Below are 24,518 nucleotides of genomic sequence, written 5' to 3'. Positions count from 1 at the left end.
TCAGGGGGCTGACGATTCACCCCCAGGTCCAGGTATGAGATGGACAGTCGCTTTTGTGGGCAATCAACAGCAGGCGATCTTTGGCGAAGGACGGTAGAATCCCCCACCTCAGTTATCCACAAGTGGCCGACCTTTGCTTATCGAGTCCCGTCGTCGCGCTTATCTGTCCGCCATGCAGGTGGTCAGTTGGCTGCCGCGCAGCGAATTGCCCTTTGCCGCCCCTTCGCGCCCCGAGTTGCTGGCCCTGCCGGAACCGGAGCTTGCGGCGCCGCCTGCCCCTGTGGTCGAGGCCAAAGCCCCGGCGGCGCCGGCGGCAAGGACCAGCGAGCGGCCGAAAATCGAAGTGCCGCGGCCATCCGCCACGCCCGCGCGCTCGGCCAGCAAGCCCGTGGTCGAAGGCGAAGAAGCCCCGGCCCCGGTGGTCAAGGCGCCGGTGGTACCGCCGCCGCGCTTTGCCCTGCAACTGCTGCGAGCCGGCCGTTGCCTGCTGCTGGTGGAGTTACCCACAGGGGAAGCCTTTCAGAGCCGCGATCCGGCCTATCTGCTGCTCAAGGATATGTTGCGCGCCGCCGGCCTGCCGGACAGCCCGCAGATCCTTGCCGAGCCCGTGCGCTGGCCGATGCTCACCCGAGGTAACCTCGACCAGGGCCCGGAAGCCGCCCGGGACTTCGTCCAGGCCTTTGTCGGTGTGCGAATCGAAGAAGAGCCCTGCGTCTGCCTGTGGCTGATCGGTCTGCCGGCGGTACGTTTCGCCGGGGAAGCCAACGCTGAATCCTACAACCGCGAACTTCAGGTCGAAGGCCTGGGTTCGGCCTGGGCCTTGCCCGGCCTGGAACTATTAATGGAAGAGCCACAGCGTAAGGCTGATGTCTGGCAAGCCATGCGTCGATTGATGACGCGCTGGAAAAGCACTGATGAGCAAAATGACCAATGAGTGACGCGTTGACCTTCCGCCTGGCCACCGAAGCGGACCTGGATGCCATCCTGAAAATCGAATATGCGGCGTTCAGCCATCCCTGGACCCGGGGCATTTTCATGGATGCCTTCAAGTCCTACGAAGTCTGGCTGATGTTCGAAGGCAGCCAGCAAGTGGGCCACGGGGTGATTCAGGTGATCATCGATGAGGCCCATTTGCTGAACATCACCGTCAAGCCGGAAAGCCAGGGCCGTGGCCTGGGTCTGCGACTCCTTGAAGAACTGATGAAACGTGCCTACCAGAAGGACGCGCGCGAGTGCTTCCTGGAAGTGCGTTCCAGCAACCAGACCGCTTATCGGCTGTACGAGCGTTATGGCTTCAATGAAGTGGGGCGCCGCCGCGACTATTACCCGGCAGTGGGTGGCCGCGAAGACGCCCTGGTGATGGCCTGCACTCTGGTCGACTGAGCCTTAAACCAGCACGCAGGCAACTGTAGGAGCTGGCTTGCCAGCGAAGGCGCCATACCGGGCGATGCATGGCTTGAGGGCCTCTTCGCCGGCAAGCCGGCTCCTACGGGAGAGGGCGTCAGTAAATACAGCGCCAGGCTCAGGGTTTGCCATCCAGCGGGTCGCGGCGCGCAAGTTCGGCTTCATCCAGACCAGCGCCGCCACCAATGTCTGCGCCATCGACAATACTCAGATCCCAGTCCGCCGGTTTATCGGCTCCGGCTTCCCGGGCGGAACGGGCTCCATCCTCACGGATCAGGGTTTCCGGACTCAGGTCATCGTCGCTGGAGCCGTCGCTGGTGAGGCTGGCGCTGCTTCTGGCGGCAGGTTCGTCGTCATCGAAATGCAGCTCCTCCAGGGAGCCCATGCGGTCCTGATCATCGTCGATGGGGGCGGGCTGGGGAGCGGCGTAGGGGCGTCGTGATTCAGTCATGGCGATTCCTCATACTTTGGGGGCTTGAAGGGTGGACCCCAGTAGCCCGCTGAAGATTCCCCGCAAGGAATAGCCGGTATCTGTAGCAACACGCGTGACCCCGACAGGCGGTCGTCTGTCAAAGCAGCGCATCATTCTTGAGGCTTCACAGCATGAACGAACTACAAGATCTGATTGATAACAACGAGCGTTGGGCCGAGGCGATCAAGCAGGAAGATCCGGACTTCTTCTCCAAGCTGGCTCGCCAGCAGACTCCGGAATACCTGTGGATCGGCTGTTCGGACGCGCGGGTGCCGGCCAACGAGATCGTCGGCATGTTGCCGGGTGACCTGTTTGTGCACCGTAACGTGGCCAACGTGGTGCTGCACACCGACCTCAATTGCCTGTCGGTGATCCAGTACGCCGTGGACGTACTCAAGGTCAAGCACATCCTGGTCACCGGCCATTATGGTTGTGGCGGTGTGCGTGCCTCGATGCAGGATCGCCAGTTTGGCCTGATCGATGGCTGGCTGCGTTCCATCCGCGACCTGTACTACGAGCACCGTGAGGCGCTGGGGCAATTGGCCACGGAAGAAGAGCGGGTCGACCGCCTCTGCGAGTTGAACGTGATCCAGCAGGTGGCCAACGTCGGCCACACCAGCATCGTGCAGAACGCCTGGCATCGTGGGCAGAGCCTGTCGATCCACGGTTGCATCTACGGGATCAAGGACGGTCGCTGGAAGAGTCTGAACGCGACCATCAGCGGTTTCGAGCAACTGCCACCGCAATATCGCCTGCGTCCCCTCGGCGCTGTCTGAACGCTGGCTGGCCGCTGCGTCGAAAGCGCAGCGGCCAGCGGCAGGCTTCAGATGTGCGGCACCTCGGTGCTCGGCGCCGGGGCAGGGGCCTTGAGCTGGTTGAGTTGAGTCTTGACCGGCGTGCTGGTGCATTTGGCCGCGGCCTGTTGCTCGGTCAGTTTGCGCACCGAGGTGTAGAACAGCTCGCAGGTCTGGACTTTCTGCGTCACTTGCCAGGTCTGGGTGCAACGGCTGAGCAGGGTGCTCGGGTCCGTCCCCGGCTTGCTGCCCATGCCGGCCTGCCAACAGGCGGCACTCAGGTCCTGGCCCATCACTTTCAACCCCGCGGCATCGGCCTTGGCCTGGTCATCGTCGTAGTTCGCCGGGTCTGCCGCGTACCAGATATAGCTCGGGTGGTTGGAGCCCAGTACCGGCACCTTGACCCCCTCGCTGGGGCTGATCTGTGCCAGGCCCAGCACATTCACCGTGACCCCGTACTGCTGCTTGAGCCAATTGCGCACTGGTGCGCCGAAGGCCACCATCGGCAGGGCTGCGCCGTTGGCGTTCTGGCTGACCTGCTTGACCATGGTGGTCTGGTAGCTGTTGAAGTAGCTGTAGACCCCTTCCAGGTCCTTGCCGGCGCTCGATGGCGCAGCGATCGGTGCGATGTCGACAATGGTCTGGTACGCCGGCGTCTGCTCGGCGGCAATGCCGTTGACGGTGAGCAGGGTGGCCCAGCGGTCGGTGGTGGCCGACTCCAGATAGTCCTGGGCCTGGGTCAATGAATAGTCCGGTGGGAAGTGCAGCAGCTCGACGCTCTTGCGGTTTTCCAGGGCCATGCCCAGAGGCAGGAACAGGTACCAGCTGTAGGCCCATTTGCCATCGGCATTGAGCTGGCTGGCGCCCTTGTAGGCCAGGTCGCCGGCATCCAGCAGGGCGCTCAAGGGCTTGGCGTAGCCCTCCGGCACCCCGCTGATGGAGGCCAGGACCTTGTCGTCAGCGGTCTTGACGCTGACTTTTGCAGCGCTATAGCCGTCACGCTGCACGCTCTGGGTCAGGTAGTGAGCCACCGTCTCTTCCAGGGTCCAGTTGCGATAGCAGATGACATTGCAGTTGTTGGGGTAGGCGAAGAGCTGGGTGACGCGCTGGGGACTGCCCAGATCGACCTCGACATCGGCCTGGGCCATCGTGCTCAGGGCTGCGGCCGCCAGGGCCAGGGGGATTCCTGCGAATTTGAACATGCTCAGATCCTTTTCAGCGTGAACCCCTTCGAAGGGGGCAAGACATACTGAAACAGCCCGGCGCGCAGAAGAAGCCAGGAGCAAAAAAATATCCGCGGCTCCCAGCTGCTCGGGGCTCAGCCCGGGATCAGGCGCGTCCAGGGGAAACCGGGGGCATGGATCTGGCAGGCACGGATGAGCACCACCATGAACAGCAGGTAGACCGGCTGCCAGGGGCTGAAATGATTCCAGTGCAAGGCGCCCAGCCAGGGACTGCGAGCACAGAACTCCGGGTCCGGCTGGCCGATGCGTCGTGCATGCAGCAGGCCGATCAGGGTAAAGCCCAGGTAGGCCAGTACGCCTAGCAACCCCAGCCAGAAGCCGAAAAAACCCAGCATCAGCACTTGCGGCACGCCATGGCGCAGCACCAGCCAGTGCTGGTGCGGGTTCAGGCGCCTGGGCACCAGGCGGTCGCTCAGCCACAGGTCGATGGCCAGCAGGTGGGCGATAGCGGGGACCCAGTTGCTAAGCAAGACCAGCCCGAACATCGTCAGGGCTACACCACAGAGCAGCCCCAGCATCACCGCCGCTACCGGGTCGTGTCGCGGCAGGTTAATGAAGAACAGGCACAGCGCCAGGCAGGTGGCCAGCCCCGACCTGATCCAGTTATCCACACCCAGTGGGCGAGGCATCAGTTCTTGCCAGAAAAACACGTCGCTGCGGGGCAGGCGCTTCAGGAGTTCGGGGAAACGTGAGGCCAGGGTGTTCGACAACTCCATGCAGGCTTGCCAGTGCTCGTCCTCGAACTCCCGCGCCAGGGCCACCTGGCGCCGGCGCGGCAAGGGGTTCAGCAGCAGGCGCGCAGCGGCGATGTGCGGGGTCGCCGCGCCGGTTTTTCCGGCGTTGGCCACCAGGTTCTGATAGAACGCCTCCTGGCGGCAGCGCTCGATCAGCGACTGCCAGATCCACGCCGGTTCGGGGGTGTTGCCGCGGCTTTCGTCCCAGCCGAACAACTGGCACACCCGGTCAAACAAGGGCACCTGCCAGGATTGCTGCTGGAGCAACTGCAGCATTTCATGCTGCCAGTTCTGGCGATGGTCGAAGATCCGCAGCCAGGGTTGTGCGCAGTAGTTTGTCAGGCGTTCGAGGAAGGCCCGTTCCTGGCCTGCCTGCAACAACTCCTCCAGCGTCCGCCGGTATTCCTGCAACAGAGTCTTCACCAGGAAGGCTTCCTGCCAGGCTTCCATCGATGGGCGCTGCCAGGGCGTCAGCCAGTCCAGGTGCTCGGCGGTCCAGGCGAGGATCGCTGCGTATTGCTCTGGGTGTGCGCAACAGGACACCAGCAGGCGTTGTAGGAAGTCCTCCTCGCATGCTTGCTGCTGAGCCTGTTGCCAGCGCTCTGCCAGGTTTTCGACGCTCAGTCCCTTGAGCAGCGGTAATGCGGCAGAGGCGGGGGCGAGCGTTGGGACGGGCTCGGCTGGGGCTGGCGGGACCCAGTCCGGCAGCGGCTCGACGGACAGCGGGTAGCCCTCGGTCAGGCCGGCCCAGGGCTGTGCCTGGACAGGTAGCAGCGGTGCTGGCGCTGGTTCCGGCAGCCCCAGTTCCACCAGGCTGGCCCATTGCTGCAGGTTGTCCGGGGGCGCTGTGTTCGCGGGGGCGGTCTGGGCCTCGGCAACCTCGTCCTCGATCTCGGCCCGCCAGCGGGCCAGCTGCAAGGCGCGCTCATAGGCTTCGCGCAGGCGCTGAAAGCCTTCGGCATCCTCGTCCGGGCGGGTGATCTTCAACTGCCGGGCATAGCTGCGCTTGATGCTGCGCTCATCGGCATCGTCCGGCAGTTCCAGCAGGGCCCAGCAATCCATGTCGCTGCTCCTCAGTGCCAGTGGCCATTTTCCAGGCGTTGCAGTTGTTCGTTGAGCTGGCTGCGCACTTCGCGGATCTTGCGCTCGTCCTGGGTCTCCAGCACTTGCTGGAATTGCCCGGCCCAATAGCCGATCTGTTCGCGCAATTCCCCAAGGCTCTCCTGATACAGACGTTCCAGGCGGGCGCTGAGCAGGGTGTTGGCCTGCTGGTCGCGGGGGTGAATCTTCAACTGCGCCAGGGCCTTGAGGCGCTCCTGGATTTCCTCCGGGGTCAGTACGCCGGGGTTGTTCTCGATCACCAGAGAGTGGCTTTCACCGGTCAGGGGAATGCTCACCTGGGCTTCCAGCAAGCCGTTGATGTCGTAGGTGAAGCGCACGTCCAGTGACACTTCGCCGGCCGGGCGCTTGGGCACGCTGATCTCCAGCTGGCCCAGGGCGACGTTGTCGCGCACCAGCCGGCTCTCGCCCTGGAAGATCTTCAGCAGCACCTGTTCCTGATTGTCGTGCAGGGTTTGTACGGTCTTGACCCGGCTCACCGGCACCACGCTGTTGCGCTCGATGATCGGCAGGTAGTGCCCGCTCTCGATCTGGTTGCCGTACTGCTGCGAGGTCTCGATGCCCAGGGTGTAAGAGCAGACGTCGGTCAGCACCACTTCTTCCAGGGCCGCGGACCGTGCCTTGAGGGCCGCCTGGACCGCCGCGCCCTGGGCCACCACCTGGTCGGGGTCGAGGCTGATGGAGGGAAAGCGCCCGAACAGCCCGGCCGCCAGCTTGCGCACCAGGGGCATGCGGGTGGCGCCGCCCACCAGGAGGATCTCATCCAGGTCGCTGACACGGATTCGCGCATCGCGCAGGGCGCGTTCGATGGGCGCCCGCAGGCGCTCCAGCAACGGCGTATAGAGATTGGCCAGTTGCGCCTGGGTAATGGTCTGGGTCCATTGCCGGCCGTCGACCCGCAAGCTGAACTCGGCGCTGGGTTCCTGGCCCAGGGCGCGCCGCACCCGCTCGGCTTCCCGGCGCAGGGCCTGGAGCACGCTCTGACGTTCGGGAAAGTCCGCCGCCTGGCCTTGCTGTTCGATGAAGTGCTCCAGCAGCAGGCTGTCGAAGTCCTCACCGCCGAGGAAGTTGTCGCCGGCGCTGGCACGGACCTCCATGACTCCGTCGAACAGTTCCAGGATCGACACGTCGAAGGTGCCGCCGCCGAGGTCGAAGACCAGAAACGAGGTTTCCTTGTCGCGCTGGTGCAGGCCGTAGGCCAGGGCAGCGGCGGTGGGTTCGTTGATCAGTTTTTCCACCTTGAGCCCGGCCAGTTCGCCGGCGATCCGCGTGGCCTTGCGCTGGGCGTCGCTGAAATAGGCCGGCACGCTGATCACCGCCTCTTCCACCGGCTCGCCGTAGGCGCGCTCGACATCTTCCTTGAGGCTTTTGAGTACCAGCGCCGAAAGCTCTTCCGGGCGGTAGGTCCGATCCCCCAGGCGCACTTCGGTGGCGCTGCCCATGTAGCGCTTGAACAGCGCTGTGGTCTGCTGCGGGTGAGTGTGCAGGCGCTCCTTGGCGGCTTGCCCCACCAGGATCCGGCCTTCGTCGTCGAGGCCCACCACGCTGGGGGTGAGCAATTGGCCCAGGGCGTTGGGCACCAGCTCGCTGGCGGTGTCGCGCCAGACCGCCACCAGACTGTTGGTGGTCCCCAGGTCGATGCCTACGATCATGACGACGAACTCCCTTTGCAATCGGAAAACTGATGAAACAAATAAGTGGCGCGCAGGATATTACCCGTCGGGTGGATGGGTAAAGTGCGTGATATTAGATGGCTATCATTGGCGCCGGTACCGCAGCGCCGAAGCGGGTCTTGAGCTTCGGTTCTGCGGTGGTTGGCGGGCCCGTTGCGGGCCCCGCCGGGGTCAGACTTTGAAGTGCAGGGCGTTGGTCAGGTCGCCCATGGGTTTCTGGCCCCGGGCAAGCATGGCGTCATCACGCTCCTTGATGCCGTCCAGGGTCTCCAGTTGGAATACCCGGGTGATCAGCCGCAGGATCGAGGCGGTGTCATACACCGTGTGATCCACCGTGCCCTTGCGAGCGAACGGTGACACCACCAGGGCTGGAATCCGCGTGCCCGGGCCCCAGCGATCGCCCTGGGGCGGCGCCACGTGGTCCCACCAACCGCCGTTTTCGTCGACGGTGACGATCACCACCATGTTTTTCCATTGCGGGCTCTCGCGCAGCACTTTCAGCGCCCGGTCGATATGCCGGTCGCCGGCGGCCACGTCGGCATAACCGGCGTGCAGGTTGAGGTTGCCCTGGGGTTTGTAGAAGGTCACCGCCGGCAGCTTGCCGGCCTCGGCGTCGGCGAAGAACTTGTTGGTGCTCGACTCGTCCCCCAGGCCGCCGTCGCGTAGGCGCTTGGCACGTTCGGCTGGATTCTCCGGCCCCTGGCGCACGAAGTAGTTGAACGGCTGGTGGTGATACTGGAAGTTGGGGATCTTGGGAATCCCGCCGGAATCCTTGAACTGCTCCAGGGTCGCCTGCCAGGCGCCGCCGTACCAGGCCCAGTCGACGTTCTTCTTCGACAGCTTGTCGCCGATGTGCTCGTGGGTTTGCGGCACCAGCACGCTGGGCAGGTCGGGCTTGGCGTAGTCCGGGCGCTCCGGATCGCGGATCCAGGTCGGCCAGTAGGGCGGGGCCATGGTATTGACCGCGTAACCGTCCGGGGTCAGGGCGCTGGGGCCGAACTGTGGCGCACCTTCCATGGCACTGGCCGGGGATTTGTCCAGGGGCTTGAGGCGAGTGCCCTTGGGGTCGTCGCCCTGCAAGGTGGCGATCTGCGACTTGGCCACCGAGTTGGCGGCATCGGGGTAGAACGGCACCTTGGCGCTGATCAGGTACTGGTGGTTGAGGAACGAGCCACCGAAAGCTCCCTGGAAGAAGTTGTCACAGAGCACGAACTCCCGCGCCACATCCCACAGACGCAGGGAGTAACGGGTCTGGGCGTAGTGGCCCATGGTCAGGGCGCCGGAGTCGGCCCAGGCCACGAAGCCATCGTTCTTGCCACCGTTGATCTGCATCTGGTTCTGGTAGAACACGTGCCACAGGTCGCGGGTCACCAGGCCCAGAGGCAGGTCCTCGCCGCTCGGGCCCTTGAGGGCGAACGGCGCATTGGGCAGGTTTTCCTGGAACTGGGTTTCCACCGGGTAGGTAATGCCATCCAGGGTTTGTGGGCCAACCTGGAGAATGCCACCCCAGATCGGTGGCAGTTTCGACAGTAGGCTGCCATCGCGGTCCCGTTGCTGGAACGCTTCGGGCTTGAGGGCCGATAGCGGTTTTTCCACGCCGGGGAAGTTGGCGAACAGGTTGTTGAAGCTGCGGTTCTCGGCGAACAGCACCACCACGTTCTTGACCTGATCACGCAGCGCCTTGTCCAGCTCAGTGGGGGACAGCGGGCGCTCATCCGGTTGGCCTGCGGGTTCGTCGGACTTGCTGCAAGCGCTCAGGGTGGCGCCGACCCCAAGAACGGCAACGCCGCCAAGGAAGCGGCGGCGGCTGGTGTCGGTGGGGTGGTCGGTGTTGGTTTCGGCGGTGTCGCGCTGGTCGGTATCGTCGCTCATGTCGGCTCCTTGCACGTCGATCTGAAAAATTCGTTACAAACTATTTCGGTCGCACGGTAACAACCGAATATGACGCAAAGACTACAGGAATGCTTCAAGAGTCCACTGCGATGAGCGGTGAAAAGTCTGAAATCCGTGTCGACAAAGACTTATCCACAGGCCCGCTCCGCTACGACGGAGCGGGCTCGGGGTGCCCTCAGGGAATCACGGGCGGCAAGTAGGCCAAGGTGGTGCCCAGGGCCCAGAGCAGGGCCAGCACCAGGGGGGTGTGCACCAGCAACTGGACGAAGGAGAAACCGATCAGGTCCCGGGCCTTCAAGCCCAGCACTCCCAGCAACGGCAGCATGTAGAAGGGGTTGATCAGGTTCGGCAAGGCCTCGGCAGCGTTGTAGATCTGCACTGCCCAACCCAGGTGGTATTGCAGGTCATTGGCCACCTGCATCACATAGGGCGCCTCGATGATCCACTTGCCGCCGCCCGACGGAATGAAGAAGCCCAGCACCGCCGAGTACAGGCCCATCAGCAGGGCGTAGGTGTCGTGGGAGGCGATCTGCACGAAGAAGGTCGAGATGTGGTGGGCCAGGGTCTGGCCGTCCACACCCTTGACCACCGTCATCAGCGCGGCAATGGAGCCGTACAACGGGAACTGGATCAGCACCCCGGTGGTGGTGGGCACCGCGCGGGCCACTGCATCGAGGAAGCTGCGGGGCCGCCAGTGCAACAGGGCGCCGGCCATCAGGAACAGGAAGTTGTAGGTGTTGAGCCCGGAGATCGCGGTGATCGCCGGTTTGGTGGCGAACTCGTGATACAGCCAGCCGGCGGCCAGCAGCGCCAGGAGAATGGTCAGCAACGGGCTGTACTCCAGCCACTCGCCGGGACGGGTACGGGGCTGAGGCTTGGGCATGCTGAAGCTCGGGTCGACGCCACAGGCCTGGGCATCGCGGGCACTGTTTGGCCCCGGAGCTGTGGCGTAGGCGACGATCAGCGAGACGACGATCAAGGCCAGCAGCATCACCCCCGACTGCCAGAGAAAGATGGTCTGGGTGAAGGGAATCACCCCGGTGATGGCCAGGATCGATGGCGGCAGGCTGCCGGGGTTGGCCTGCAACTGTGCGGCCGAGGACGACAGGCCCAGGGCCCAGACAGCGCCCAGGCCCAGGTAGGCGGCCGCACCGGCCGCGCGGTAGTCCATGCGCAGTTCGGTGCGCCGGGCCAGGGCCCGTACCAGCAGGCCGCCGAACACCAGGGACAGGCCCCAGTTGAGCAGGGACGCGACCATGGAAATCAGCGCCACCCAGGCCACTGCCGAACGGCCGTTCTTGGGAATGCGTGCCAGCTTGTCGATCAGCTTCACCGCCGGCGGCGAACTGGCCACCACATAACCGCCGATGACCACGAAGGCCATCTGCATGGTGAAGGGAATCAGGCTCCAGAAGCCGTCACCGAAGGCCATGGCGGCATCGGTGGGCCTGGCGCCCATGGCCAGGGTGGCCAGGGCTACGATGATCACCGCCAGTGCGGCGAACACCCAGGAGTCGGGGAACCAGCGTTCGGCCCAGTTCGAACAGCGCAGGGCAAAGCGGGCGGAGCGGCTATCTTGAATATCAGCGGCCACGGAAATACCTCGGATTTCTTATGTTTATCAGGAGGTCGGCCGCCCCAGGCAGAGGCGGCCGAGAACTGTGCAAGAATGCGGCAATTGCCACGGACTGCAAAGGACTCAAAGCCGATGTCATTTTCCCCTGAAGAACGCGCCGCACTGCTCAAGGTCAAGGGTGTCGGGCCCACCGTGGTGGGCCGCCTGGAGCAATTGGGGATCATTTCCCTGAGCCAGCTGGCCGCCGCCGATGCCCTGGATATCGTTACCCAGGCTTCGGCCCTGGTGGGGTCCAGCTGCTGGAAAAACAGCCCCCAGGCCCGCGCCGCGATCCAGGCCGCCATCGCCATGGCCAAGGGCAACTGAAGGCGTGAGCCGCGATCAGCCCTTCGCCTATCAGGCGGTGTATCGCTACCTGTTGCAGTGGCTCGACAGCGTTGCCAGCGATCAGGAGCAGCGCCTGCCGTCCTTGCGGGAGTTGGCGCTGCGCTTGAAGGTTTCCCTGTCCACCACCAAATACGCCTACGCCCTGCTTGAGGACGAGGGGCGCATTTGCTCGCGTCCGCGCCAGGGTTACTTCACCCGGGTGAAGGCCGGCGCACTTCTGCCCGTGGCTGGCCCCGCCTTGCTTGACGACCTCTATGCCCATGCCCGCCAGCCTGGGCGCCTGGCACTGTGCAGCGACGCCCCGGCAATGCTGCTGTCCCTGGAGCAACCGTTGCTGATGACCGAGCGCGAACTGGCGCGCCAGTACCCGCGAACCCAGGCGCCGCTGTACCAGCCCTTGGGCGAGCAGGAACTGCGCAGCGAGCTGGCCCGGCGCTACACCCGCTCCACCTGCGATTACTGGCAGGCCGACCAGGTGTTTCTAGGGGCGGATATGCGCAGTGTGCTGGAGTTGTCCTTGCAGGCGCTGGACCTGGGCGGCGGCGTGGCCCTGGTGGAGTCTCCCTGTTCCTGGGCGGTGCTGCGGCAACTGCGGGCCGCGCGCCTGCGGATCATCGAACTGCCGCTCAATGCCGCCGGCTGCTTCGACTTGCAACAGGTGCAGGTGTTGCTCAAGCACGAGCCGGTGCGCTTGGCCGTGCTCTCCTCGACGGTGAACATCCCCCACGGCAGCCTGATGCCCGCCGCCGACAAACAGCAGCTGTGTCGCTGGTTTGCCGAACGGGGGATCTGGCTGCTGGAGAACGACAACTATGGTGAATTCAGCTTTGTCCCCGAGGCTGCCCGTTATCGGGATTTCGCCGATCCCGAGCGCCTGCTGGTGTTTGCCAGCCTGGACAAGGCCATAGGGGCCGAAGCGCCCTTCAGTTATGTGTTGAGTCGTAGCCTGGGCCCGCAGCTGCATCGGCAGTTTCTCGAGCGCTCCTTCCGGCTTTCACCGATCCGCCAGAAAGCCGTGGCCCGTCTGTTCAGCTCCGGGCGCATCGACCAGCACCTGCACAAGCTGCGGGGCATGCTGCAACAGCGCATGCACCAGTTGCGCCAGTTGCTGGCGGAGCAGGCCGGGGCGCAATTGTTCGCGCCGATCCCGGCCGGCGGTGCCACCTTGTGGGTCGAAGCACGCCGGCCTGTGGCAATGACCCGGGTGTACGAACAACTGCTGGCCCAGGGCATCGTGATCGCCCCGGGAACCATCTTCAGCCAGCAAGGCCTGTGGCAGCATCACTTGCGCCTGAGCTACACCCTGGATTGGAGCAAGGACATCGCCGGAGCCCTGGGCCAGTTGGCCCAGGCACTGGATCAGGCGTCCTGAGCCACCCCATAGCAGTGCCGCGCCTCGGGGAAGACACCGTCCCGAACTTCCGCCGCGAAGCGTTCGCAGGCCTGGCCGATCAGGGCGCCGGCATCGGCGTATTGCTTGACGAAACGGGGCACTTGCGGCCCCCCGAGCCCCAGCAGGTCCTCGGTTACCAGCACCTGGCCATCGCAGGCCGGTGAGGCGCCGATGCCAATGGTGGGCATCGACGAAAACTCGCTGATGCGCCGCGCCAGGGGTTCCGCGATCCCCTCCAGCAACAGACTGAAAGCGCCGGCGTCCAAGTGAGCGCGGGCATCCGCCTCGATCTTGCGAGCCGCCTCGTCATCGAGTCCCTGGGCCTTGAAGCCGCCCATCTGATTGACGTATTGCGGCATCAGGCCGATATGCGCCATCACCGGAATCCCGCGTTGCACCAGGAATTCCACGGTCGGCGCCAGGGCCTTGCCGCCCTCCAGCTTGAGTGCGTCGCAGCCGGTGCGCGCCATGACCTCGGCGCAGTTGCGGTAGGCCTGTTGCGCAGATTCCTGGTAACTGCCGAAGGGCATGTCGGCGATCACGCAGGCCAGACGGCTGCCGGCGACTACGGCGCGGGTGTGGGCGATGATTTCCGTCAGGCTCATGTCCAGGGTCGAAGTGCGACCGTAGCCGACCATGGCCGTGGAATCGCCGATCAGGATGAAGTCCACGTAAGGGTCCATCAGCCGTGCCATGTGGCTGGTGTAGGCGGTGAGGGAGACGATCTTCTGCCGGCCTTTCATGGCCACCAGTTGCGGGACGCTCAGACGGCGGGTGCGGGTATGCATGCTCATGACGACTTTCCTGGTTCTGCTGGGGTTGGAAAGTGCTCGATTATTGGCTCGGCGCCCGGGCATTCAATACACAGAGAACCGCGGAAAACCGACCCAGGACCCGCAACGGGTTGTTCACCGGATCTTTTGCGTAGACCATGGCGCCTTCGCTTTGGACTGCCACCCGAGTTGCCTTTATGACCCCTTCCACAGAATCGTCGCCGGCGCGCTTTTCCCGCTCCGACTACAAGACCCTGGGCCTGGCCGCCCTGGGCGGTGCCCTGGAAATCTACGACTTCATCATCTTCGTATTTTTCGCCCTGACCCTGAGTCAGCTGTTCTTTCCTCCAGAAATGCCTGAATGGCTGCGCCTGCTGCAAAGCTTCGGGATCTTTGTCACCGGCTATCTGGCCCGGCCGTTGGGGGGCATTCTCATGGCCCACTTCGCCGATCGGCTGGGGCGCAAGAAGGTCTTCAGCCTGAGCATCCTGATGATGGCGCTGCCTTGCCTGCTGATCGGCATCATGCCCACCTATGCCCAGATCGGTTACTTCGCGCCCTTGCTGCTGTTGGCCCTGCGCGTGCTGCAAGGCGCCGCGGTGGGGGGTGAAGTGCCCAGCGCCTGGGTGTTCGTCGCCGAGCACGCGCCCCGGGCCCATCGCGGTTATGCCCTGGGCTTCCTCCAGGCCGGCCTGACCTTCGGCTACCTGCTGGGCGCGCTGACAGCGACCCTGCTGGCGCGGGTCTTCAGCCCCGAGGAAATCCTCGATCATGCCTGGCGCTACCCCTTCCTGCTGGGTGGGGTGTTTGGGGTGATCGGCGTTTGGCTGCGCCGTTGGCTGAGTGAAACCCCGGTGTTCATGGCCCTGCAGAACCAACGCGACAGCGCCGGCGAATTGCCCCTGCGGACCGTGCTGCGGGAGCACCGGCTGGCGATCCTGCCGGCGCTGATCCTCACCTGCGTGCTGACCTCGGCGGTGGTGGTGTTCGTGGTCATCACCCCGACCATGATGCAGAAGAGCTTCGGCATGAGCGCCAGCCATACCTTTGCCCTGAGCAGCCTGGGCATCGTTTTCCTCAACATCGGCTGCATCCTGGCTGGGCTGATCGTCGACCGCCTCGGCGCCTGGCGCACGGTGATGCTCTACAGCCTGCTGCTGCCCCTGGGCATTGCTGTGCTCTATGGCTGTCTGATCAGCGGCGGCGAGTGGATCGGCCTGGCCTACGCCATCGCCGGCCTGGGCTGCGGGGTGGTGGGGGCGGTGCCCTCGGTGATGGTCAGCCTGTTTCCGCCGCGGATTCGCGTCTCGGGCATTTCCTTCACCTACAACATCGCCTATGCCCTCTGGGCCAGCACCACGCCGTTGTTGCTGATTGCCCTGATGCCCTGGAGCCCATGGATCTGCGTGATCTATTGCGCGGTGATGGGGGCGGTGGGGGCGGCCAGTGCCGGCTACTTTGGTGGGCGCGTGGGTGGGGCTCGGCACGCATCAGCGCACAGTGATGGTTGCTACTGATCAGCTTCGCTGAATTTTCTTCAGAGGATTGCGATTGTGCGAAACAGCGAGCTAGAGCCCTTGCCATTCAACCTCTGAATCCAGGAAGCAATCGGGCTGAAAATTCGCCTTCAGCCCCAAGGTTTTTTCCCGCTACTCTCCCGGAATGCGCGGCCTGCGCTTGGGTTTCCGGGAGCTGTCTTGATTCGTTCGACGCTGTGTTCCTTGCGAAATTTCTCCACCCTGGAGCCACTGTTGCAAGTGGCGCTGGTGAGCTTTGTGCTGGGGCTGGTTTTTGCCCTGATCGAGGCCTGGACCTGCAACCTGGTGGACTACGGCCTGGAGGGCGCCAGTCCCGACAGCCTCAGTGCCCGAGTGCTGGCAGTGGAGACGGGGGCGCTGCTGGTGGAACAACTCGACACTGGGGAGCGCCAGCGTTTACGTCTGAGTCGCGACCTCAGTCAACTCCAGGTGCCGCTCACGCAACTGACAGGGCAGACCCTGGTACTGAGTCACCTGCGGGGTTACCTGCTCAGTTGCAGTCGCGACGATCAACCGTGGTGCACCGCCCAGTGCATCAACGCCGAGCAGTGCCAGGAACGCCTACGCGGGCGCGAGTCTTCCCTGGGCATGCTGTGCTTTACCTGGCTCGTCAGTCTGGCCTGCCTGCTGCTGCACACCTACCGCCCCCGCCCGTTCTCCCGGCGAACGGAACGCTGATGAGCTTCCCCGCCCCGTAGGAGCCGGCTTGCCGGCGAAGAGGCCCTCAAGCCTTGCATCGCTCTCAGGGGCGCTTTCGCTGGCAAGCCAGCTCCTACAACAGGCGGCCGTACACCTTTCTTCCGTAGGAGCCGGCTTGCCGGCGAAGTCCTTCAAGCCCCACATCGCCCTCATGGACACCTTCGCTGGCAAGCCAGCTGCTATAGGGCTAGTGGGGCGGTTACTGGGGCAGCAGTTGGTCCAGGTAGCGGGTGCGTTCGTTGCTCAGGCGGGTCACGCAGAGGTTGATCAGGGTGACGTGGGCCGGCTTGCCCGGTTCCACTTCGAAAGCCTCCAGCACGCAGGTGCTGTCGCGGAATTTGATCCAGGCACGTTGGGCATTCTTCAATTTGCCGAGGTATTCCTGTTCTTGCAGCAGGCTGCTGGGATACAGGTTGTGAACCCGCACCAGCAGCGCCTGATAGCTCTGGTTGAGCGCAGCGTCGGCGCGATCCTTGTCCTGCTGGGCGCAGCGATCGACCTGTTCGCTGACGCTGATGTGCTCGCAGTCCAGCGCAGCGGCTCGGGCAGGCGCCCAGCCAGTGGTACTGGCGAGTACGGCGATGACAAGGCCAAAGATCCATGGCTGATGAGGCATGTCGGTCCCTTGCGCTGAGAATGGAGCAGGCATTCTACAGAGCTGTTGCCGATGCAGAAGGGGCGCACGCGTACGCCCCTTGCGCGGCCGTGGTAATGGCGACCATCGCCGAACCGGAGGCCCGGCTTAGGGCCTTGGGTCGGGGCGCTGAACAGGGCGCCGACGGCAATCGGCGGGTGTTTGCCTGCTTTTGGCGCATTCGCTGCCCGGCTAACGATGCCTGGCTGCAGATAACCGCCCGCTAACGGCAGCATGACAATGGGGTTATCCAGTGCAGGTGCGGCGGGCAATCGAACTATCATCAGGCCGACGCTTGTTTAAGCCACGGGAGGATGTTCCATGGGTGCAGGACACAGTCACGGCCAGGTGCGAGCCGGGCATGAACGCAAGTTGTGGATGGCCCTGGGCCTGACCGGCAGTTTCATGATTGCCGAGGTCATTGGCGCTTTTGTCACCGGCAGCCTGGCGCTGTTGTCGGATGCCGCCCACATGATGACCGACGCCCTGGCGCTGGCGATTTCCCTGGTGGCGATCCAGGTTGCCAAGCGCCCGGCGGACCGCAAGCGCACGTTCGGTTATGCCCGTTTCGAAATCCTGGCCGCCGCATTCAATGCCTTGCTGTTGTTCGTGGTGGCGTTCTACATCCTGTTCGAAGCCTGGCAACGGGTGCAGGCACCGGCACAGATCCAGTCCATCGGGATGTTGGTGATCGCGATCCTGGGGTTGATCGTCAACCTGATCTCCATGCGCCTGCTGGCCTCGGCCAGCAGCGAGAGCCTCAACGTCAAGGGCGCGTACCTGGAGGTGTGGAGCGACATGCTTGGCTCGCTGGGGGTAATCATCGCCGCCTTGGTGATTCTGTTCACCGGCTGGGGCTGGGTCGATTCCGTGGTGGCGGCGGCGATTGGCTTCTGGGTACTGCCACGGACCTGGACCCTGCTCAAGGAGAGCATGAACGTGCTGCTGCAAGGTGTGCCGGACGGGATCGATATCGAGCAGGTGGAGCAGGGCATTCGCGAGGTGCCCGGGGTCAGCGATGTGCATGACTTGCATATCTGGGCCCTGACCAGTGGCAAGAACGTGCTCAGTGCCCATCTGGTGGCGCAGTTGCAGGGCCGGGATGAACAGGAGGTCCTGGCCCGGGTCACCGAGTTGCTGCAGGAGCGGTTCGAGATCGCCCACGTCACCCTGCAGGTGGAGCAGGCGGGGTTTCATCAGCAGGTGGATGAGCATTGAAGGTGGCCTTGCCGGCCTCTTCGCTGGCAAGCCGGCTCCTACGGGGCGGTGGGGCTGGTGCGCGGCTCAGTCACGCTCTTCGAGTACGTAGCCCACGCCCCGCAGGGTGTGGATCAGTTTGCGCTCGAAAGGGTCGTCGATCTTCGCGCGCAAGCGGCGGATCGAGACTTCCACCACGTTGGTGTCGCAATCGAAGTTCATGTCCCAGACAAAAGAGATGATCTGGGTCCGGGACAGCACTACCCCGCTCTGACGCATGAGCAGGTGCAGCAGGGCGAACTCCTTGGTGGTCAGGTCGATGCGTTGTTTGCCGCGAAAGGCCCGGTGCCGCCCTTGGTCCAGTTCCAGGTCGGCCACCCTGAGTACGTCGGGCACTGGTGCCTGTTCGCTGCGGCGCATCAGGGTGCGGACCCGGGCCAGCAATTCGGGAAACTCGAACGGCTTGACCAGGTAATCATCGGCCCCCAGGTCCAGCCCGCGGATCTTGTCCGCCAGCCGTCCCTGGGCCGTGAGCATCATCACTCGGGTGTTGCTGTCCTCGCGGATCTGGCACAGCACCCCCCAGCCGTCGATCTGCGGCAGGTTGACGTCCAGGATCACCAGATCGTAGGCGTGCTGGCGGGTCAGGTGCAGGCCATCCGCGCCGGTATTGGCGCAATCCACCACATAACCACTTTCAGTCAGTCCCTGATGCAGGTAGTCGGCAGTTTTGAGTTCGTCTTCGATAACCAGGATACGCATGCTGATGAGGTTCTCGGCGATAAGCGGCAATAAAGGAAAGTTGCTGTAAATGACTGGAGTAATAATTGGAAAGTGCACTTTTATACAGACGGCTTGAGGCGCCTTTAACTTTGTGCTGGGCGCTTTGAAAGTGTGTCTGGCACTGTCTTTGGATGGCGGAATATTAATACAGAACATTGAGCCAGAGCCTTTGCTAACGGATTTGTAATCTTTGCGCCACCCTGCTGATAAGCAGCGAAAGTTACCCTTGGTCGATATTGAAACTCTCTCTGTCAATGGGCGGAATGTTGCAGTTTCATATCGGCCAGGTCTCTGTTGAATAACCACCGATATGTTCCGCCGCACTTTCGCAGAAACTTTGCCTCTGTAGGGGCCGGAACCTGTTATGCCGACTTTCCCGAGAACACTTCCCCGGGCCGCCTGGCGCTGCTCCGCGGCGCTGCTGCTGGCGCTGGTGACGCAGTCTCCGAGTGCTGCCGAGCCCGCCTCGCTGAGCCTCGACAACGCTCTGGCCAATGCCTTTGCCAACAACCCTGAACTGGCCGCCGCGCGCTGGGAGATCGAAATCGCCCAGGGCGCTCGCCAACAGGCTGGGCTGATGCCCAATCCGGTGCTGTCGGTGGATGCCGAGGACACCCGCAGGGATACGCGCACCACCTCGGTCAAACTCAGCCAGGCGCTGGAACTGGGAGGCAAGCGCGGAGCGCGGGTGGAGGTGGCCAGCCGCGGACAGGCGCTGGCGGCCCTGGAGCTGGAACGACGGGGCAACCAACTGCGGGCCGATGTCCTGGAGGCTTTCTACGCCGCCCTGCGGGCCCAGGAGCGCACGCAACTGGCCGGGCGTTCCCTGGCCCTGGCCGAGCGTGGTGTCACGGTGGCCCAGGGCCGGGTCAAGGCCGGCAAGGCCTCGCCGGTGGAGGCCACCCGGGCCCAGGTGCAGTTGGCGGAAGTTCGCCTGGAGCTCAATCGTGGCCAGATGGAGCAGGACAATGCCTATCGGCAGTTGGCCCGGGTCACGGGCGCAGCCACCACGGACTTTGCCGCCGTGCAGGAGCCCTCGCTGTCGGTGGCGACTCTGCCGGCTTCGGCGCAATTGCTGAATCGGTTGCAGGAGACCGCAGAACTGCGTCTGGCGGAGCAGGAGATTGTCCAGCGCGAGGCGTCTCTGGGCCTGGAAAAAGCCCAGCGCATTCCCGACCTCGACGTCAGCGTTGGCAGTCAGTACGACGCCACCGCCCGTGAACGGGTGAACCTGGTGGGGCTGTCGATGCCGCTGCCGCTGTTCAACCGCAACCAGGGCAATGTGCTGTCCGCCGCCCGTCGCGCCGATCAGGCCCGGGACCTGCGCAACGCCACCGAGCTGCGTCTGCGCACCGAAACCCGCCAGGCCCTGGAGCAATGGAGCACTGCCAGGGGCGAGGTGCAGTCGTTCAACCAGACCATCCTGCCCGCGGCCCAACGCGCGGTGGACAGTGCCACCCGAGGCTTCGAGATGGGCAAGTTCAGCTTCCTCGAAGTACTGGATGCCCAGCGCACTTTGATCGGCGCCCGCAGCCAGTACCTTGCCGCCGTGGCGCAAACCACCGAGGCCTGGGTGCGGATCGAACGCATCTACGGCGACCTCAGCCGTTGGTGAAAGCCTGGTTGAGGGGCCTCGCGTGCCTGGCCGCCTTGCTGGTCAGCGATTGCAGCGGTGCACCATTGGCGCCGCCGGATGAGCCGCCCCGGCACTGGTGTGTCCATGAATGGCACCGGGCTCTCGACGCATTTTTCTTTCCGCCTACCTCGTAAGGCGCTTTTCGCGCTGCCGAACATCGATTGTCAGGAGCACCCATGGATAAAAAACGCAGCCTTGTCATGGCCATTTCAGCGGTGGTCGGCCTGGGAGCGGCGGCCTTGCTGCTGCCGGACCTGTTCGCAACCCCGACCCCCGCCCGCACCCAGGCACCTGCAGTGGCAGAGCCGGCCGGGCATGGCGAGGAAGAACCTGAAGGGCATCTGGAGCTCAGCCCCGAGCAGATCCAGGCGGCCGGTATCGAACTGGTCGAGGCCGGGCCCCGGCGCCTCAACCGCCTGCTCAGCCTGCCGGGGGAAATCCGCTTTGACGAGGATCGCACCTCCCACATCGTGCCCCGGGCTGCCGGCGTGGTGGAGTCGGTGCAGGTCAATCTCGGTCAGGCGGTCAAGCGTGGCGAACTGCTGGCGGTCATTGCCAGCCAGCAGGTGTCCGACCAGCGCAGCGAACTGGCGGCTGCCGGGCGGCGGGTGGAGCTGGCCCGCACTACCTTCGAGCGCGAACGCCAGTTGTGGGTCGACCAGATCTCCGCCGAGCAGGATTACCTGTTGGCGCGCCAGACCCTGCAAGAAGCGGAAATCGCCCTCAACAACGCCCGGCAGAAGATGAGTGCCTTGAGTGGCAGTGCGCAGTTGGTGGGAGGCAATCGCTATGAAATGCGCGCGCCATTCGATGGCGTGGTGGTGGAGAAACACCTCAGCGTCGGCGAAGTGGTGGGTGAAACCAGCGCCGCTTTCACCCTTTCGGATCTGTCCCGGGTCTGGGCCACCTTCGGGGTATTCCCCAAGGACCTGGACAAAGTCCGGGTCGGCCAGGCGGTGAATGTCAGCTCCAGTGAGCTGGGGACCCAGGTCCAGGGCAAGGTGGCCTACGTCGGCAGCCTGCTGGGGGAGCAGACCCGGACCGCCACCGTGCGGGTGACCCTGGCCAACCCTGATGACGCCTGGCGCCCGGGACTGTTCGTCTCGGTGCAAGTGGCCACTGAAGCCTTCGAAGCACCGGTCAGCGTGCCGCAGACGGCGATCCAGACCCTGGAAGACCGGCCTTCGGTGTTTGTCCGGGTAGCCGAGGGCTTCCAGGCCACGCCGGTGGTCACCGGAGCCACTCAAGACGGTTTCGTCGAAATCCGCGAAGGCCTGGCCGCCGGTGCCCAGGTCGCCACCCGTGGCAGCTTCACCCTCAAGTCCGAGCTGGGCAAAGGCTCGGCCGACCATGGCCATTGATCGGTCACAGCACAGAGTGATTTCCCATGTTTGAGCGCATCATTCAATTCGCCATCGAGCAGCGCATCATCGTCCTCCTGGCGGTGCTGTTGATGGCCGGGGTCGGCATCGCCAGCTACCAGAAACTGCCGATCGACGCGGTCCCCGACATCACCAACGTCCAGGTGCAGATCAACTCCGCAGCGCCAGGGTTCTCGCCCCTGGAAACCGAGCAGCGCATCACCTTTCCCATCGAGACCGCCATGGCCGGCTTGCCGGGGTTGCAGCAGACCCGCTCGCTGTCGCGCTCGGGACTGTCCCAGGTGACGGTGATCTTCAAGGACGGCACCGACCTGTTCTTCGCCCGGCAATTGGTCAACGAGCGCTTGCAAGTGGCTCGGGAGCAACTGCCCGAAGGCGTGGAGGCCGTGATGGGGCCGATCTCCACCGGGCTGGGGGAAATCTTCCTCTGGACCGTGGAGGCCGAGGACGGTGCCCGCAAGGAAGATGGCACCCCCTACACCCCCACCGACTTGCGGGTGATTCAGGACTGGATCATCAAGCCGCAACTGCGCAACGTTCAGGGCGTGGCGGAGATCAACACCATCGGCGGCTTCGCCAAGGAGTACCAGATCGCTCCGGACCCCAAGCGCCTGGCGGCCTACAAGCTGACCCTCAATGATCTGGTGACGGCCCTGGAGCGCAACAACGCCAACGTCGGCGCCGGCTATATCGAGCGCAGCGGCGAGCAGTTGCTGATCCGTGCGCCAGGGCAACTGGCGTCCATCGAGGACATCGCCAACATCGTCATCAGCAGCAGCGACGGCACGCCGATCCGCGTGCGCAATGTCGCCCAGGTGCAGATCGGTCGCGAATTGCGTACCGGCGCGGCCACCGAGAACGGCCGGGAAGTGGTGCTGGGGACGGTGTTCATGCTGATTGGCGAGAACAGCCGCAGCGTGTCCCAGGCCGTGGCGAAAAAGCTCGAAGAGATCAACCGCTCGCTGCCTGAAGGGGTGGTGGCAGTCACGGTGTACGACCGCACAAACCTGGTGGAAAAAGCCATCGCCACGGTGAAGAAGAACCTCTTCGAAGGCGCGTTGCTGGTGATCGTGATTCTGTTCCTGTTCCTGGGCAACATCCGCGCCGCATTGATCACCGCACTGGTGATTCCACTGTCGATGCTGTTCACCTTTACCGGCATGTTCAGCAATAAGGTCAGTGCCAACCTGATGAGCCTCGGCGCCCTGGACTTCGGCATCATCGTCGACGGCGCGGTGGTGATTGTGGAGAACGCCATCCGCCGCCTGGCCCATGCCCAGCAGCACCACGGCCGCATGCTGACCCGCTCCGAACGCCTGCATGAAGTCTTCGCCGCAGCCAAGGAGGCCCGGCGTGCGCTGATCTTCGGTCAGTTGATCATCATGGTGGTGTACCTGCCGATCTTCGCCCTCACCGGGGTGGCCGGGAAGATGTTCCATCCCATGGCCTTCACCGTGGTCATGGCTCTGCTGGGGGCGATGATCCTCTCGGTGACCTTCGTCCCGGCGGCCATTGCGCTGTTCGTCACCGGCAAGGTCAAGGAAGAGGAAAACCTGCTGATGCGCAGCGCCAAGCGCGGCTACGCGCCGGTGCTCGATTGGGTCATGGGCCATCGTGCGCCGACCTTCGCCCTGGCCGTGGCGATCCTGTTGGGCAGCGGTCTGCTGGCCAGCCGCATGGGCAGTGAATTCATTCCCAGCCTCAGCGAAGGCGACTTCGCCCAACAGGCTCTGCGGGTGCCCGGCACCAGCCTCACGCAATCGGTGGACATGCAGCAGCGCCTGGAGAAAACCCTGCTGGCGCAGGTGCCGGAGATCGAGCGGGTGTTTGCCCGCACCGGCACCGCGGAGATTGCCTCGGACCCGATGCCGCCGAATATTTCCGACAGTTACGTGATGCTCAAGCCCAAGGCGCAATGGCCGGACCCGGGCAAGTCACGGGAGGCGCTGATTGCCGATATCCAGCGCGCCAGCGCCTTGGTGCCGGGCAGCGCCTATGAACTGTCGCAGCCGATCCAGTTGCGTTTCAATGAGCTGATTTCCGGGGTGCGCAGCGATGTGGCGGTCAAGGTTTTCGGGGACGACATGAACGTGCTGAACAAGACCGCCAATGAAATCGCCACGGCCCTGCAGGGGTTGTCCGGTGCCTCGGAAGTCAAGGTCGAACAGACCTCCGGCCTGCCGGTACTGACCATCAATATCGACCGCGACAAGGCGGCGCGCTTCGGCCTGAACGTGGGCGATGTGCAAGACACCATTGCGGTGGCCGTGGGCGGGCGCCAGGCCGGCACCTTGTACGAAGGCGACCGCCGTTTCGATATGGTGGTGCGCCTGTCCGACCAGTTGCGTACTGACATTGACGGCCTGTCGCGGCTGTTGATCCCGATCCCGGCGACGGCGGGCAGTGGCAATGGGCAGATCGGCTTTATCGCCCTGTCGGAAGTGGCCAGTCTCGATCTGGTGTTGGGTCCCAATCAGGTCAGCCGCGAGAACGGCAAGCGCCTGGTGATCGTCAGCGCCAACGTGCGCGGGCGCGATATCGGTTCCTTCGTCGAGGAAGCCACGGCGTTGATCGGCGAGAAGGTCAAGGTCCCTGCGGGGTACTGGACCACTTGGGGCGGCCAGTTCGAGCAATTGCAGGAAGCGTCCCAGCGTTTGCAAGTGGTGGTGCCGGTAGCACTGCTGCTGGTGTTCGGGTTGTTGTTCATGATGTTCAACAACCTCAAGGACGGCCTGTTGGTCTTCACCGGCATCCCCTTTGCCCTGACCGGCGGGATCATGGCCCTGTGGCTGCGGGACATTCCGCTGTCGATCTCGGCGGGGGTGGGGTTTATCGCCTTGTCGGGGGTGGCGGTGCTCAATGGCCTGGTGATGATTGCCTTCATCCGCAACCTGCGGGAGGAGGGGCGTTCCCTGTCCATGGCTATTCATGAAGGTGCCCTGACCCGCTTGCGCCCGGTGCTGATGACCGCCCTGGTGGCGTCCCTGGGCTTTATCCCCATGGCCCTGGCCACCGGCACCGGCGCTGAAGTGCAACGGCCCCTGGCTACCGTGGTGATTGGCGGCATCCTGTCCTCCACCATCCTCACTCTTCTGGTCTTGCCGGCGCTGTATCAATGGGCGCATCGCAAGGAAGAGGACTAGCCCCTCTAGCTGGACTGTTGGCGAAGGTGCTCTTGCGGGCGTCT

At 64.1% G+C, this 24,518-nt stretch carries 20 protein-coding genes; 11 read left to right on the top strand and 9 right to left on the bottom strand.

Translation table 11 applies throughout. The features are described from left to right. The first annotated feature begins 133 nt into the window (after positions 1–133). Together P7C00_RS27380 and rimI are read left to right on the top strand one after the other, a co-directional pair. Entirely contained in the window at positions 134–934 is an 801-nt protein-coding gene (locus P7C00_RS27380) for an energy transducer TonB (RefSeq protein WP_346633747.1), read from the top strand. Then, complete coding sequence (rimI, locus tag P7C00_RS27375; protein WP_047285456.1) at positions 931–1,383, top strand: ribosomal protein S18-alanine N-acetyltransferase; 453 nt, start codon at positions 931–933, stop codon at positions 1,381–1,383. Before P7C00_RS27380 ends, rimI begins: the two co-directional genes overlap by 4 nt. 139 nt (positions 1,384–1,522) lie before the next feature. Here the strand turns inward: rimI and P7C00_RS27370 are convergent, their stop codons facing one another. Further along, positions 1,523–1,855, bottom strand: coding sequence for a serine kinase/phosphatase (locus P7C00_RS27370; protein WP_404937677.1), 333 nt, complete (start codon positions 1,853–1,855; stop codon positions 1,523–1,525). Positions 1,856–2,007: 152 nt separating this feature from the next. Here P7C00_RS27370 and can point away from each other — a divergent pair, with 152 nt between their 5' ends. After that, on the top strand, positions 2,008–2,652 hold the full coding sequence (gene can / locus P7C00_RS27365; protein ID WP_346633749.1) for a carbonate dehydratase: 645 nt from the start codon (positions 2,008–2,010) through the stop codon (positions 2,650–2,652). Between the two features lie 47 nt (positions 2,653–2,699). Here can and P7C00_RS27360 read toward each other — a convergent pair whose 3' ends face one another. From P7C00_RS27360 to P7C00_RS27340, 5 genes are all read right to left on the bottom strand, one after another. Next, complete coding sequence (locus P7C00_RS27360; RefSeq protein ID WP_404937676.1) at positions 2,700–3,872, bottom strand: hypothetical protein; 1,173 nt, start codon at positions 3,870–3,872, stop codon at positions 2,700–2,702. A gap of 116 nt (positions 3,873–3,988) precedes the next feature. Further along, positions 3,989–5,710 carry a J domain-containing protein gene (locus P7C00_RS27355; RefSeq protein WP_404937675.1) on the bottom strand — a complete coding sequence of 574 codons (1,722 nt, stop codon included), beginning with the start codon at positions 5,708–5,710 and terminating at the stop codon, positions 3,989–3,991. 11 nt (positions 5,711–5,721) lie between these two features. After that, positions 5,722–7,419 carry a molecular chaperone HscC gene (locus tag P7C00_RS27350; protein ID WP_404937674.1) on the bottom strand — a complete coding sequence of 566 codons (1,698 nt, stop codon included), beginning with the start codon at positions 7,417–7,419 and terminating at the stop codon, positions 5,722–5,724. Positions 7,420–7,611: 192 nt separating this feature from the next. Further along, positions 7,612–9,312 carry an acid phosphatase gene (locus tag P7C00_RS27345; protein WP_404937673.1) on the bottom strand — a complete coding sequence of 567 codons (1,701 nt, stop codon included), beginning with the start codon at positions 9,310–9,312 and terminating at the stop codon, positions 7,612–7,614. A gap of 196 nt (positions 9,313–9,508) precedes the next feature. After that, the gene (locus P7C00_RS27340; RefSeq protein WP_346633754.1) at positions 9,509–10,927 is read right to left on the bottom strand and encodes a TIGR00366 family protein; all 1,419 of its coding nucleotides are present in this window, start codon (positions 10,925–10,927) and stop codon (positions 9,509–9,511) included. A gap of 114 nt (positions 10,928–11,041) precedes the next feature. Here P7C00_RS27340 and P7C00_RS27335 point away from each other — a divergent pair, with 114 nt between their 5' ends. Together P7C00_RS27335 and P7C00_RS27330 are read left to right on the top strand one after the other, a co-directional pair. Beyond that, the gene (locus P7C00_RS27335) at positions 11,042–11,275 is read left to right on the top strand and encodes a helix-hairpin-helix domain-containing protein (RefSeq protein ID WP_346633755.1); all 234 of its coding nucleotides are present in this window, start codon (positions 11,042–11,044) and stop codon (positions 11,273–11,275) included. 4 nt (positions 11,276–11,279) lie between these two features. Continuing rightward, the gene (locus P7C00_RS27330; protein WP_404937672.1) at positions 11,280–12,668 is read left to right on the top strand and encodes a PLP-dependent aminotransferase family protein; all 1,389 of its coding nucleotides are present in this window, start codon (positions 11,280–11,282) and stop codon (positions 12,666–12,668) included. Here P7C00_RS27330 and panB read toward each other — a convergent pair. Further along, a complete protein-coding gene (panB, locus tag P7C00_RS27325) occupies positions 12,656–13,483 on the bottom strand; it encodes a 3-methyl-2-oxobutanoate hydroxymethyltransferase (RefSeq protein ID WP_404937671.1) in 828 nt (275 codons plus the stop codon). The genes P7C00_RS27330 and panB overlap by 13 nt on opposite strands. A 176-nt stretch (positions 13,484–13,659) precedes the next feature. On the opposite strand from panB, the gene P7C00_RS27320 reads away from it, so the two are divergent. Beyond that, positions 13,660–14,979, top strand: coding sequence for an MFS transporter (locus P7C00_RS27320; protein ID WP_404937670.1), 1,320 nt, complete (start codon positions 13,660–13,662; stop codon positions 14,977–14,979). A gap of 180 nt (positions 14,980–15,159) precedes the next feature. After that, entirely contained in the window at positions 15,160–15,678 is a 519-nt protein-coding gene (locus P7C00_RS27315) for a hypothetical protein (protein ID WP_404937669.1), read from the top strand. A 220-nt stretch (positions 15,679–15,898) separates the two neighbouring features. Here the strand turns inward: P7C00_RS27315 and P7C00_RS27310 are convergent, their stop codons facing one another. Beyond that, positions 15,899–16,315, bottom strand: a complete 417-nt coding sequence (locus P7C00_RS27310) for a lysozyme inhibitor LprI family protein (protein WP_404937668.1) — start codon at positions 16,313–16,315, stop codon at positions 15,899–15,901. A 339-nt stretch (positions 16,316–16,654) separates the two neighbouring features. Here P7C00_RS27310 and P7C00_RS27305 point away from each other — a divergent pair, with 339 nt between their 5' ends. Then, on the top strand, positions 16,655–17,551 hold the full coding sequence (locus P7C00_RS27305) for a cation diffusion facilitator family transporter (RefSeq protein WP_346633761.1): 897 nt from the start codon (positions 16,655–16,657) through the stop codon (positions 17,549–17,551). 66 nt (positions 17,552–17,617) lie between these two features. Here P7C00_RS27305 and P7C00_RS27300 read toward each other — a convergent pair whose 3' ends face one another. Then, positions 17,618–18,292: a heavy metal response regulator transcription factor gene (locus P7C00_RS27300; RefSeq protein ID WP_123724863.1), complete on the bottom strand. Its 675-nt coding sequence runs from the start codon at positions 18,290–18,292 to the stop codon at positions 17,618–17,620. Between the two features lie 385 nt (positions 18,293–18,677). Here P7C00_RS27300 and P7C00_RS27295 point away from each other — a divergent pair, with 385 nt between their 5' ends. From P7C00_RS27295 to P7C00_RS27285, 3 genes are all read left to right on the top strand, one after another. Continuing rightward, positions 18,678–19,928 carry a TolC family protein gene (locus P7C00_RS27295; protein WP_404937667.1) on the top strand — a complete coding sequence of 417 codons (1,251 nt, stop codon included), beginning with the start codon at positions 18,678–18,680 and terminating at the stop codon, positions 19,926–19,928. A 197-nt stretch (positions 19,929–20,125) separates the two neighbouring features. Next, entirely contained in the window at positions 20,126–21,310 is a 1,185-nt protein-coding gene (locus tag P7C00_RS27290; protein WP_404937666.1) for an efflux RND transporter periplasmic adaptor subunit, read from the top strand. Between the two features lie 26 nt (positions 21,311–21,336). After that, positions 21,337–24,474 carry a CusA/CzcA family heavy metal efflux RND transporter gene (locus P7C00_RS27285; protein WP_346633764.1) on the top strand — a complete coding sequence of 1,046 codons (3,138 nt, stop codon included), beginning with the start codon at positions 21,337–21,339 and terminating at the stop codon, positions 24,472–24,474. Positions 24,475–24,518: the final 44 nt, after the last annotated feature.

It is taken from the genome of Pseudomonas sp. JDS08PS003 (assembly GCF_045013505.1).
Lineage (GTDB): Bacteria > Pseudomonadota > Gammaproteobacteria > Pseudomonadales > Pseudomonadaceae > Aquipseudomonas > Aquipseudomonas protegens_B.
Note: the sequence above shows the minus strand (reverse complement) of the source record. Positions and strands in the feature narration are given on the sequence as shown.